Annotated in this window: 8 protein-coding genes; 7 read left to right on the top strand and 1 reads right to left on the bottom strand. The window is 34.8% G+C overall.

Features of this window, described 5'->3' with window-relative positions:
* Positions 1-12: 12 nt before the first annotated feature.
* On the top strand, positions 13-5160 hold the full coding sequence (locus A5844_RS11040) for a hypothetical protein (protein ID WP_086285225.1): 5148 nt from the start codon (positions 13-15) through the stop codon (positions 5158-5160).
* Positions 5161-5812: 652 nt separating this feature from the next.
* Here the strand turns inward: A5844_RS11040 and A5844_RS11035 are convergent.
* Positions 5813-6070: a hypothetical protein gene (locus A5844_RS11035; RefSeq protein ID WP_086285224.1), complete on the bottom strand. Its 258-nt coding sequence runs from the start codon at positions 6068-6070 to the stop codon at positions 5813-5815.
* Positions 6071-7532: 1462 nt separating this feature from the next.
* On the opposite strand from A5844_RS11035, the gene A5844_RS11025 reads away from it, so the two are divergent.
* The 6 genes from A5844_RS11025 to A5844_RS11000 all read left to right on the top strand — a co-directional run bounded on the left by A5844_RS11025 (position 7533) and on the right by A5844_RS11000 (position 12716).
* Positions 7533-7730, top strand: a complete 198-nt coding sequence (locus A5844_RS11025) for a hypothetical protein (protein ID WP_086285223.1) — start codon at positions 7533-7535, stop codon at positions 7728-7730.
* A 361-nt stretch (positions 7731-8091) separates the two neighbouring features.
* Positions 8092-8778, top strand: a complete 687-nt coding sequence (locus tag A5844_RS11020) for a WxL domain-containing protein (RefSeq protein ID WP_086285222.1) — start codon at positions 8092-8094, stop codon at positions 8776-8778.
* 127 nt (positions 8779-8905) lie between these two features.
* The gene (locus A5844_RS11015; RefSeq protein WP_086285221.1) at positions 8906-9928 is read left to right on the top strand and encodes a WxLIP family cell surface protein; all 1023 of its coding nucleotides are present in this window, start codon (positions 8906-8908) and stop codon (positions 9926-9928) included.
* Positions 9928-10329 carry an LPXTG cell wall anchor domain-containing protein gene (locus A5844_RS11010; protein ID WP_086285220.1) on the top strand — a complete coding sequence of 134 codons (402 nt, stop codon included), beginning with the start codon at positions 9928-9930 and terminating at the stop codon, positions 10327-10329. Before A5844_RS11015 ends, A5844_RS11010 begins: the two co-directional genes overlap by 1 nt.
* Positions 10329-10535, top strand: coding sequence for a hypothetical protein (locus A5844_RS11005; RefSeq protein WP_086285219.1), 207 nt, complete (start codon positions 10329-10331; stop codon positions 10533-10535). The genes A5844_RS11010 and A5844_RS11005 overlap by 1 nt, the downstream gene beginning before the upstream one ends.
* 24 nt (positions 10536-10559) lie before the next feature.
* Positions 10560-12716, top strand: a complete 2157-nt coding sequence (locus A5844_RS11000; protein ID WP_179190591.1) for a BspA family leucine-rich repeat surface protein — start codon at positions 10560-10562, stop codon at positions 12714-12716.
* The last annotated feature ends 551 nt before the right edge of the window (positions 12717-13267 follow it).

The raw sequence follows: 13267 nt of genomic DNA, 5'->3' as shown, positions 1-13267 counted from the left end.
GAGGCAATGCCGTTGCCAACGAATAGAATACCTTCTCTAGAATCAGAGGTAGATCAATTAACATTCAATGAGACCCAGATAAGCGAAACAACTGCAGGAAACAATCAAGTCAATGGAACGAGACCTTATGCTGAAGAGCCTGAATTAGAGATGACGTCAGCTAGGAAAAGTGAAGTCACTCAGGATATCAATGAAAAGATCCAAGCGTTTTTACAGGAAAATGCCGATGATCCAACAAAGACAGTGATTCAGGAAGAACAGGAACTCCCTCTCCCTGAATGGACGAGTGAACAAAAGGAGAACATCCGTAAAAAACTCGTTGATTTCTTCACTGAAAAAGGGATTGTTTGTCAAGATTCAAATGCCAAAGAACTAATAGATACAATCGATGAGTGGGTGCTTCTTGAAGGTGCGACGCCACCAGCGTTGGATATGGTGAAAGTCAAACAACTTGCAAAACTTTTCCTTGGAATGGGAGAAGAAGAAGTGGTTTCAGAGGAACAAGCGAGTCTAACTGTCGGGTCATGGATCTATGAAATAATGAAAGACAATCAACCTGATATTTTGGCTATTGTGGTAGAAACAACAGAACAAGCAGAAGGAACAAGTACTCCACCATCAACGATTTCCCCACAGCCAACAAGTACAGACAAACAAAAAAGTAACATCGAAACGGATGACATTCAATGGCGGGATCCTAATGTGCGACAACAAGTCGAAACATTTCTTCAGCAGAAGAAGCTAATCACAGAACAGTCAACCAAAGAAGAAGTATTGATTGCTATGGGGAAATGGATTACCAAAAAAGAAGACCACAAATTGTTCTTAGATTATGAAAATCTTCGACCAGTGGCAAAAGTGATTCTGAAAGAGTTGAAGCTCTATGGTGGAAAAAAAGAGGAGAATATCTCGAACAAAGATGCCGAATTAACCGTCATGAAATGGGCTTTTGAAACGATACTAGGAAGTTCGCTGGAAGCCTACATGGTCAAAAAACTAGTGTCGGCACCTGATATCGATCAATTTACCATGGGACATTTGAGGGAGTTATTTACCGTTAAAAATTTGGAGAAAGAAGGATTGATTCAGTTAGAGGATGCTACTCTTACTCACAAACAGAAGAACTTCTTTAACAAGCTATGGAATTTATTCCTTCACCAAGAGTTACCCAATTATTTTTTGGATAACAGTGGTTTAGCCGATGATTTGTTGATTTCTGATTATGCTTCATTGATGCAACTAACAGGAGCGAAGATTCTAAAGGAAGGCGAGTATCAACATTCCTTCAGTCAAGAAGAGGCTCGATTGATGGGAGAACATTTTTGGCAAACAATCCTTGAAAAGGGGATCAATGACTATGAGGAGCTACGTTCTCTCCTAATGCCTTCCTTATTGGCTATCGCTCAACTGGAACCCGAACTATTACGTGAGGAATTAGCTAAGGGTACCTACAAAGAGGTTGCAATCGGCACGTTTATAGGATACCAACAAGAGGGCTATTTTAAACTCGTTGAACATCAAGAACTATTCGATCGTTTGTATAAAGCTTATCAAGAAGCCTTGATTCAATGGCGTCGAAAAGATGCCATAGCCACAAATGTTGCCAAGATGTGTCGTACCAAAGGTTCTTCCAAGCTTTTTTATGTCATAAAACAAAATTATCTTTTGGGTTCTACTCCTTGTTCGGATATCAAATGGGTCCCACCTAAGTTAGAGGCCGAATATACTAAATTGACAAAAAACGTCTCAGAGGCGCATGTTCCCTTTGATAAAAAACTGATTGAATTTGCGCTGAATGCACTCGAGCAAAAGGAATTAGATTTTATTTTCTCAAAAACAACTACTCTTTACGAGGGATTTGCCGAGTTGAAAAATGAACATGACTATAAAGGCGGTGCGCCAGGGACAGGTGGAATGATTCTTGTTAATGTTAAAGGTCGAGTACCGTGGGAAGATACGATACTTAGTCTAGACAAAACCGATCTGTTTGTGGCTGTTCAAGGGAATGAAGAACGGTGGTATGCGTTGAAGAGACTCGATGAAGAAGGTGGCTATATCATCTATCGAGTTGATCAAGACCCTCTAGCCTATCTCAAATATGGGCTGTTTAATCGAAAAGATCTTTGGGGGGGAGGCTATCGACAAGTAAGAAATGAGACTCGTATAGGTAATAAATACTTTAAATTCTCTGCTTCTGTGAATCGTAGTAAACAGTTATCCCATGGAGAGGAAATAGAACCGTTCCTTGAGACATTTAGTCGTAAACATAGCGATCAATTATATAACCAGCTTTATGATTCGGGAAATGACAAAGCGGATATCAAAAAAGCTTGGGATGTCATCAAACATTTCATCCCGTTTTATGATTGTGTGGTAGGGATCAAGAATCAAGATGTGGGAGAAGCGGTTACTTCTTGTACAATTGATGCGTTGCTTTTCATCCCGGTAGTAGGTCAGATTACTTCCCTCAATATGAAATTTGCGTTAGGAGTGGCTCGAGCGCTTGCCCGAGGGGGGATTCGAAGTATCGTCAAAAGTAGTCGTCACTTTCTCCCTAAGGTAACAGAAATCAGAAAACTTGTATATAGTCTTGCTCGGACCATCGATCCAGGATTTGAAACGATCGCTGGTGGAGGAAGGTTGGTGATTCAGAAAGTATTAAAGTTCAAAAATGAATTTCAAGTCGGTGCGAAAACCAAAGCTCTGTTAGAAAAAATAGAGGTCATGGAGAAGGCACGAGAGGCGTTGAAAAAAGAAATTGTGCTCGGAAAATTGAATGGTCTAGAAGTTCCTGTAAAAAAAATGAATGCGGATTTATATATGAAGGTGACAAATTTGGACACTGCAGATGTATTTGGTGGCTTATATATGTTGAAAGGATTTCAGTTAGAACCCTATAGAGGACCTGCTAAATTTACGACGGAACAACTTAAATTGATCGATCAGTTAGCGGTCCAATTCGATGAAGATCAGGTGCATATTGTTGAGGTAAATCTTGATCCTCAAGCCTATGGAGAAGGAATGATCACGACAGTAACAAAAGAAGGAGAAGAGACGAAGCGCTTTATTCGAATGAAAGAGAAACTGATTCCTGTGAGAATTCAGTCTATTGAAGAACACGGTGTACGAATGTATGTCAAAGATCCGTCTGCGAAAAAGTTTTTACCAGTGAATTATAATGGCGTGGAATGGTATTTTGAACCCCCGACTTCCCGTTCCGTTTCAAAAGAGGTAGAGACAAAAATCGGTGAGCTGTTAGATCAGTTTGAAACACAAAAAAATCCTATTTTTCTTTCTGGTCCAGATAGTAAACATGGCTTGATGTGGAATGGATCAAACAGGTCTTATATCAAGATCAAGGAGCATTATATTCCGTTGGTCTTACTGGATGAAAATTTGAATCGCTATCATTTAGTGAAAAAAGATTACAATGAAGCAATGACAGTGCTAAGATTCAATGAAAAAAAGGGCCAATTCCGCTTTGAGACAGAATGGGAGAGGCAGCAAGCAATAGAAGCAGCCACACTCAGTCCAGGATTAGTCCGATCCCGAGGGGGCTTGGGTAAAAAAAGATTAAAAATGTCTGAAGAAGGATCTCCAAGCACCTCACAAGGAGTAGCATCACAGATGACTAAAGATGTGGTACTTCCACCAGCTAATCAACTTCCACCAAATCCACCTAGACATGCGGAGGAATGGACGAAGCTTAGAAAAGCTATCTCTATCCAAGAGAAATATAAAGCTCCAGTACCTGAAGATGACAGCATTCAACTTGGTGATTTCTCTACTTTTCTTCCCGAAAATACTATCATCTATTATGATGATGATGAGTGGTTGGAAGGCCAGTTTATGAAGGGAATTCGTAAGGATCTACCTTCGGAACCAAAACTAGACTTTCGAGTGTATGTAGGTCTTAAATCAGAGGAGGTGCCAGAATATATCAAACTGTTTAAAAAAAAATTGGTAGAAAATTTTATAAAATCACAGGGAAATTGTAAAACGGCAAAAGAAAAGTGTGATAAATTGTTAAAAGAAGGAGTACTTGCAGAAACCACAGAAGGGCAATACTTGATTGACATGTTTAAATTGAAAGATGCTCCTAATCAAGAAGAAATCTTAAAGGAGATTATCTCGAGACTAAGGTCAATAGCGAAAAAGGGAGAAGAATTCTTGCAAAAAACGGCCGATTTAGGTTTTCAAAATATTTGGATCGTGTCTACTGATCTGGTTCGTCAACCAGGCACACAGGAGTATCGTTCGCTTTATAAAAAAACTCTGAGAAGCGAGGCATTCGTTGTAACAGCTGATCCAGAGTGTAGAATGATTATTTATGCGGATGCTTTTCACTTAGATCCGGATATTAGGAAAGGTAAACAGATAATACCAGATGCACGTGAAACAATCTTACATGAAATGACTCATCATGCTGCGGATACCGAAGACGTGGTTCGTTATTATAGAGTAGAGGCAGGGTTTAGTAAGAGTGCACAGGATACAATAGATGATTTTACCTTTAACTACCCGAATTTGTTAAAATCTAAGCCATTCAAAAGATTTGTCAAGCACCTAGCTAATTCGTTGGACAAACCAACGATATCAATATCGACTGTGGCTGAAGAGATGAAAGAAAATTTTATGTTGCGAGCGAATTTTCAAATGATGGATGCAGAAATGGTGATGACTCTCCTCAGAGATTTCGCTGAGGGTAGGGCATTTAAGGAACGACCAATTATCAAACGAGATATGAATGAAGAGAATTTAAAAATGGAATCCATGTTTACGTATTTAGTATACCTTCATATCCTTGGTGAGGAAAGCTTTGAAAAAGACATTCAACTGAATAAAGAGCAAGAACAGACGATAATGGGAACAACGGATGATGTAAGTGTAAATATAACAAATAAGGAAGTAACAGAAACTGTAGAAATCACAAAAGAGACAGTAAATAGAAGCGCCTTAAATTTAGTCGCTGATACAGAAGCAGTCATCGGTATCACTCCATCCGTCTCAGATCAACCAGTAGACACAGAACCTCTAAAGACTACAGCAAAACAAGGTTTTCTAGATCTTGTAGTCACGAGTGTAGAAAGAAGCATTAAGAAAAATTCCGATTCCACACAAATAAGCCAGAATCAGCAAGAATTAAGGCTACAACACTAACTAAATGCTTCAATCAAGTAAAGTACGAAGACAAATGTGATGACATGATGGAAAAAAGAAACGGGGAACTAGCGAGTGGGCACAAGTAGCGCTCGGTTAACCAATAATTTACGAATATTGGTTAAAAAAACAAATTATGTTCATTTTTAGGATTACCCTAAAAATAGGCAAGAAACCCATTTTGATGAAAATGACACAATCAGATTGTTCAACTAGTTTTTGTTTCTAGAAGTAATATAGGGATAAAAGGAATAGCTCTATATGTTTATAATCAAGAATAAGTATACGGAATATTATATCGTGGATAGTTAGGATTCGATACTGAAATGTCAAAATGAGGGCCAATTCAAAGACGATTTGACCCTTTATAAAGGTAGGGTGAAAAAGAATTAAGTGTTGCTGTAGAGCAACAGTCTATAATGGTTTAGCACTTGTGGCAAAAACTTAATATCGGAGGTTATCTTACCTAGTGATTAAATAAAGGCTGGGTCAGAAGCGGTTAACTCCGAGAAATAAGAAGGAAGTCATGAAAATTGTTTTTCAATTTTTTTGAATTTCAGCTTATAATCGAAGGAGTTGCTTCTGATTCCGCCGTTTGTCGTATTTAGAGCATGAAACAAGAGTAAATCATACTTTTGTCCCATGCTCATCTTTATTCACTTTTTGAATTTCTCCTACGTTTCGCCTCTTCTAAAAAATAAGCTTTATTGTCGATTTCATTTGATCTTAATACTACACCCTCTGTATCTCTGTTCATATTATTTATTCCACCTAATCCAGAATCTACCATCGAATTCCAACCTTTATTAGGATCTTTTCCTGCTTGTCTTAATTTCCAATTCTTTTTTCTTAGCTCTAATTTTCTTTTCTCTTTTCTCGCTACAAACCATTGATGAATATTAGTGTTCATAGAAATCGCCTACTTTCTTTTTTATATTCACAGTAGATGTATACCCTTCTCTGAGTATAGTATTTGTTAATCAAAACTCTTATGATTTTAAATTCTTACAAAAGTTTATATTTGTTCCTTTATCAAGTGAAAATTATCAGTTATACATAAAAACTATTTACTTTAATGTTTAATAGATGAATTGAAATGCTTAAAATGACGAAGAATAAATTTCCTATCATTGTCACGCAAAATTGGAATATTATTATGTAACTCTGTCAATGGGTAAGAAATTTTTGATTTTCTAAAAATGGAGAGTGCTTTGAGAAGAAATAAAAAAAACGGTATAAAAACCAGAACCTATAAAATCTCTATTTATTAGATATTCTACAGAGATTCTGATTACACTAGCTAATAATGATTTTATCAAAAGTACAAGACAAGGATGTTTTTAATAGAATAAATTTTCTTTTGACTTCACCGCTTTCACCTAGTTAGATGTGTTGTAAGAGACACATTTACAATTTATTTTAACAAAACAGTTTTCGTTAAAGAGAATATCTTCACAAAAGCTTATTTTGAAGGCATAATTGTTCAAATATACTAGTTAAACAATAAATAGATAGTAAGTGGATAAAATCACTGGTGATTCAAGTGATGCTTGACTCCTTTGTTTACGCTGGAAAAATGAAAAAGTAAGTGAAGTATTAGTAAATGAGAGACAAAAAATAAAGTTTTTTAATCAATATTTTACATTGTTTTGTGTAGAAGGGTAAAAGCATGGAAATTATTGGATGGAAAATCTTCATTATATTAAATCTACATATGTTGGTTTGTGGCACTTGGTACAATTTACAGTTGATTCGTCATTAAATCAAAGATGATTCTTTACAGTGGAGATCAAAGAATTGATATCAGGATAAAAAATGGAATGATACAAAAATTATACCTAGAATTTCTATTGTAGTTAGTGAAATGATAAAGAAAAATGATCGCATAAATACTTTATAAGTGACTTTATCTTTCCAAGTGAACAGTACACCAAGAGAAATAGGTGCTGAATACGGAATAAAAACAGAAATGACTAATAATACTACCAAACCAACATTCCATAAACCAATTTACTAGTTATTTAGATATAAGCATATAATGAATCAAAAACTATTATTTTTTATTCATTATGACAAATTTGATTATTCTTTTGAGTTAATAAAAAAAAATGTAGCGCTATTTTTTTGATATAAATATGTATAGCTGGAAAGGATAGCTAGAAAGTATATTAAAAAAGGAGATGAGGATTTTGAGAATCACAAATATATTATCGATAATGATAGGAATCATAATACTCTCAGTAATCTATATATTAAATATAATATTTAGTTTTTATTTCTGGAAGAGTATTGAATTTATTGTTGATATATTTGACTAATCAGCAAAGTAAATAGGTTATTAAATCATTAAATAGGATGCTAGGAGAATAAGTATGGAAATTGGACAAGTGGTTAAGGCCACCACTGTTAATGGAAATTCGATCACAGGAAAAATCGAAGCAATTTATAATCATACTGTATTAGTTAGTTGTGGTGTTCAAAGAGAATTAGTTACCCAAAAATCATTGCTTCTAATGGAACTAACGAAGTCTATAAATGAGATCAGCTCGAATAGTGAATCTTGTCTATAAACATTAAATACAAAATGTTCATTATTGCTAATATTACTTTTAAAACAGAAGTAAAAAACTTCTGTTTTTTTGTTTGGAATTTAAAATTACATTCGTTCTTATAAAAAAAGAAAAAATACTTCGCTAAAATAATTATTTACTTCTTTCTAAATCTGATAAACACAGAGTAATTGCTTTGTGTTCTTCTTAGAAATGTATAGAAAAGTTTTTAAAATCACTATTTTAAGATTTGTAAAATTGTCTTTTTGCAATTTGACAATATAAAAAAAAATCTCTTTAAGAATCAAGTATATTAATAGAGTGTCAAATGCCCTATAGCACTTTGACGAAAAAAACAAAAGTAACTAAGGAGAGATTTATAGTGAAGAAAATTTTTGCATCAGTTTTATCTACAACATTATTATCAACCACTATTTTAGGCGGAGGCGCAGTTTTTGCTGCAACAAGTGATACACAAGGTGAGACACCTGTGAATGCAAAATTAACATTGCCTACTGACAAGGATGTTGTACCACCAACAGTAACAAATCCAGATCCTAATGATCCTGCTGTTGTACCACCAACAGTTCCTGCTCCACAACCACAAGGACGTGGGATTGTTTATTATCCTGGAACTCAATCAGTAACAGCTGAATTGCAAGAAAATGGAGAGCAAAATATTAAACTTCAATCAAAAATACACGTCGGTGTGAAAGATAAGTTGCGTCAACAAGATGCTTGGAACTTAACTGCGACACTGGAATGGACTGGAGCAAACGCTGCTAAATTTAATGGTGTTACAATTAAAGGTGAAAATGGGACTGTTCAAGAAAATGATGGAAACGGTAACCTTTCAGCAATCGCTAACGGTGAAGTTACAACTTCAGCTACTGATCTAACAATTAGTGAGACAGCTACATCTATCATGGAAACTACTACTGCTACTATGAAAAACGGAACTTATGACTACTCTGTAGATAACTTCAAAATTAATATTCCAGAAGCAAGTGTAGTTCCAGCTGATGACTATACTGGAACAATCAATTGGGATTTAGCTGTTGCTCCTTAATCTAAGTTTTATTAGAGAATAAAACAAAATGGTTTTATTCTCTAAAGACAAACAGATTTTCGCTTTCCCCAAAATCTGTTTGTCTTTAGGAAATAAATCAACAATAAAGAAAGGATATCGGTTGTAAATGAAAAAAAGCAAGATCTTTTTTTTAACCATACTTCTTTGTGTAAGTAGCTGGTTAGGCATCTCAGTTGAAGCAGAGGAAAAAGCTCAATCAAATGGTGGATATAATATTGAAGGGGTTGCCAATGAACGTCAAATTGATCCTAATGTTAGTTATTTCTATTTACATGAGTTGCCTGGTGCAACGGATCAATTACAAGTGAAATTAATCAATCAAACTGACAGTGAGAAGATTCTACAAGTTAAAGTAACGAACGGAAATACGAATTCGAATGGGTTGATCGATTACACTGGAAAGCTAAAGGATCATCAAACATTAAAAACACCACTCACTTCGTTGTTAAAGCCACAAGAAGAGAAGGTCAAGGTCCCTGCTAATAGTGAAGTGATTGCGACACTAGATTTGAAAATGCCAGAAGAAGAACAAGATGGGATAATTCTAGGAGGAATTGTTGTCTCAGATTTAACGGAGAAAGAAAAAGAAGAAGCTAAATTATCTGTAGGAAATACATATAGCTATACCTTGGGCGTTGTATTAGCCAATAAAGCAGATGCTGCTATGAGTGTGAGTGAAGGGATAGATTTAGTGTTAGAACGTGTAGAAGCAAAACTTGTTTCAGGGAAAAAGATCGTTCAAGCAGATATTTTAAATCCTAATCCATATATTCTAGAAAAATCAACTGTAGAAGGAAAAATCATTCAAGAAAATGGAGACAAAGTTGTACAAGAACGTAAAGCAGAAAATGTTCGAATGGCTCCATACTCTGCTTATCCTTTCCAATTTGATTGGAAAAAAGAAGAATTAAAACCAGGAAACTATATTTTTAAAGGAAAAGTGACCTCAGAGAAAAAAAATTGGGAATTCACACAAAAATTTACGGTTTCAGAGGAAGAAACTCAAGCAATCAACAAAAAATCTGTATTTAAAATCCAAATCCCATCATGGTTGATCTGGAGTTTATGGTTATTTGTGATGGTGTCGATAATCAGTACACTATTTATTTTATTTAGAGGAGGAAAATAATGAAAAAGAAATTGCTAATTAGTGGACTATTTTGTAGCTTAATGCTTGGTTCAGGTCTGACGGGCGGTGTAACTAAAGTAGCTGCAGATACACAAGATCAGGCAGAGACAGAACTCCAAGTGGTGTTACGAAAAAAAATTACACCAGAGGTATTGCCGGGAGAAACACCGAAAGATGAAAGCAATAAAAATATTGATACTTCTACACCAACAATAGCTGTAGGTTCAGATTCTTTAGAACAGAAAAAAACAAATGATCTTATCGTAAAAACGGAATTATTACCTAAGACAGGAACAATTCAAAGTAACTTGTTACTATATAGTGGCTTAGGTGTATTACTTTCAACCTTCTTCCTGCTTTTTATCAGCAAACCGAAACACAGAGATGAGGTGGGGGATTAATGTATGTATTGCCTATTTGCTTATTGATCATGGCAATTGTTTTTCTAGGTATCCAGATCCATTATTTCTTGATTCAATATAAGAAAGCTAGTACATTCGATTCTCAAAGGTTTACTGTATATATGAATTATATCGGATTAATTAGTGCACTTAGTACGGCTATTCTATCCATCATTTATATTTTCATCATTAACAACCAATTATAAAGGAGGAACTAGGAGGTTATGAAAATGAAAAACCTAGTACGATTTTGTTCTACGATTATATTAGGAAGCCAAGTGTTAGTAGCAACGGATGTTTTAGCAAAAACCGATTCTTCGATCGATATCCAAGCCATGCGTCAATTTTCGGAAGAAGAACAAAAAAACATCTTGAACCAACTCTCACCAATTGAAAATAGACAAAATAAAAACAGTAATTTACAAAAAGATTTAGTAACTATTCCTGAGCCAGCAACGGCACAGACGATGTATCATAGTATGACACAATCTTCTAATCAAGAAAATCATCAACTGGATTCTATGTCAAATTCAAGTGATATCCCTACGAATACAACTGAAAACTCTAATGACGTCGTTTCAGATTCAAGTGAAGTGACTAAGGATACAACTGAAGAAACGAACAATGCAGTTTCAGATTCAAGTGATATCCCTACAGATACAACTGAAGACTCTAATAGTGTCACTTCTGAAACTTTTGCACAAAAAGTTGAAGGAGAGAGTGACAAAGCAAGTGGCAATGCTAAAACAGAAAAACCAAAACGTTTATCAGACAGAACTGTCCCAAGTAGTAATACTAAAGCAATTGATGGTTGGAGGTATAGAGAAGAAGAAGGACATGCAATAATTGAATGGTATGAAGGTTCCGATACAGATATTGTAATACCCGATCGATTAAATAATTTACCTACAAAACTTGAAGTATTAGATGGATATATGTTTTTTAATAATGAAGAAGTAACGAGTATAAGATTAGCTGGGACTGTGGGATTAGTAGAAACTACTCTGGATTTCCAGGATTCAGAAGGAGGTTTTGATAGAACGAGGCTACCCAAATTAGAAACACTAGATCTAAGAGGATTAGATGTTTCTAATATAACTAGTATGATTAATCTATTTAAGTTCTCTAATGCAAAAACAATAAATATAACTGGATGGGATACCTCCAAGTTGACGAATATGTCAGGTCTTTTTTGGGCCACTAATAAACTCGAGACGGTATTAGGATTAGAAACTCTTAATACATCACAAGTAGTAAACATGGATTTTATGTTTGCTGGCTCTAATGTAAAAAATCTAACTGGATTGGAAAATTGGAATGTGTCTAATGTTGAGGAAGCAAGTTTGATGTTTAGCGAAGCTCATAAACTTGAGTATTTGAATTTGAGCAATTGGAAGCTATTGAAACTTAAAAAGGCAGATCAAATCTTCAGAGGGACGGCAAACTTGTCAGTATTAGATTTAACCAATTGGGAAGTAAGCGAAGGATTTAAAAACTCAATAGAACCATTAGATCCAGGTAACGCTGGTTATTTAGTTCCATTGATGGTACTAACAAATAACGATCTTGTACTAGATAAAATTAATGGTTTTCCACAAAGAAGGCCACGTCAATTAAACTTAGATGCAAACGGAGGTCAATTCTCAGGGAATGTTTCGAAAGTATATTACTTTACTCTGGCAATCAAACCAGATAGGTTGAACATGGATTTAGTAAAAGAATTTGCGCAACAAAATCATCCAACAAAATCAGGCGCTACTTTTGAAAATTGGTTAGATGACAAAGGGAATCTCTTAGAAAATGTAACAGACATTTTCTCAATACTTGATACTACATTTAAAGCACAATGGAACAGAGTTGCTGGGCCTAATGCTCCTGGAGGAAGCTTTAAGCCACTCCCAGATAGTACTTCAAAATTAGGGTTATATTATCTTCCAAATAAATTTAGTATCCCAACTACACAGTTGAACAATAAGGGAGAACAAGTTATCCCATTAGTAGATGGAAATAACTTCCATATTGGTATTAAAGATCAACAATCAAATTCTAGCTGGCAATTAAATGCGCAATTAGTTTGGCAAACCCCTGGATTGGATAGTAGCTATATCCAATCAAAAAACGCTAATGGGCAAGTCCACAAGAACAAGAATGATGGTCAGTCAGCTGTCCAAGATACTGACTTTGAACTTACCACAGAAGTAACTGGACAAACTAATCTTCAAATTGGTGAAACAGAAGTTGCCGTAATGCAAGGTGGCCAAGGGGCACGGGATGCTGTTTATGACTACGCTTTAGGTCAAGCTGAATTAGTTCTTCCAGAAGTTAAAAATGTACAAGCTAATCAATATACAGGTAATGTTAACTGGAATTTGATTAAGGCACCGTAATGAATACCTATAAAATAGTTATAAGCAAAGTGATGATTCACTTTGCTTATTTACTTGATTTTACTTTATAAATGTATGGAATAAAAGAGTATGATTAATAAAATCTAGCATCAATTTGTTTAGGAGGGATACTATTAAAAAAATCTTATCGATATTATTGATCATATTGATTAAGTTTATCCGAAATAATATTTAATCGAATAAACGATTATATATAGTGGATTTTTATCTTAGGAAATTAATATAGCTAAAATTATGAGTTTAAGAATTTAATTTATTTAACTTCTATTGAACCAGGAATTATCAAAAAAAGGTTATATTCCATTATTATAATTCCAACTCTATTATTAAACAATGATCCAAAAGACTGTTAGGAGCTAGCTAATTGAAAAAATTTTTACCAGTACTAGTAATTATTTGTATGTCACTCTTGCTTATTTTTCCACAATTATTTACAGAGAAAATGATAATAGGGGCAGATAGTGTATTTCATTTTAATCGTTTTTATGATGCTTCTGAACAGATAAAGAACGGTAACTTTCAGTATTTTG

Origin of the sequence: Candidatus Enterococcus wittei (genome assembly GCF_002140175.1) — a bacterium.
GTDB classification, from domain to species: Bacteria; Bacillota; Bacilli; order Lactobacillales; family Enterococcaceae; genus Enterococcus_B; species Enterococcus_B wittei.
Note: the sequence above shows the minus strand (reverse complement) of the source record. Positions and strands in the feature narration are given on the sequence as shown.

Excerpts from the sequence above, each read along its gene's own strand:
- A5844_RS11005 (WP_086285219.1), top strand. The coding sequence starts at position 10,329 with ATGTATGTATTGCCTATTTGCTTATTGATCATGGCAATTGTTTTTCTA.
- A5844_RS11015 (WP_086285221.1), top strand. The coding sequence starts at position 8,906 with ATGAAAAAAAGCAAGATCTTTTTTTTAACCATACTTCTTTGTGTAAGT.
- A5844_RS11000 (WP_179190591.1), top strand. The coding sequence starts at position 10,560 with ATGAAAAACCTAGTACGATTTTGTTCTACGATTATATTAGGAAGCCAA.
- A5844_RS11025 (WP_086285223.1), top strand. The coding sequence starts at position 7,533 with ATGGAAATTGGACAAGTGGTTAAGGCCACCACTGTTAATGGAAATTCG.
- A5844_RS11035 (WP_086285224.1), bottom strand. The coding sequence starts at position 6,070 with ATGAACACTAATATTCATCAATGGTTTGTAGCGAGAAAAGAGAAAAGA.
- A5844_RS11010 (WP_086285220.1), top strand. The coding sequence starts at position 9,928 with ATGAAAAAGAAATTGCTAATTAGTGGACTATTTTGTAGCTTAATGCTT.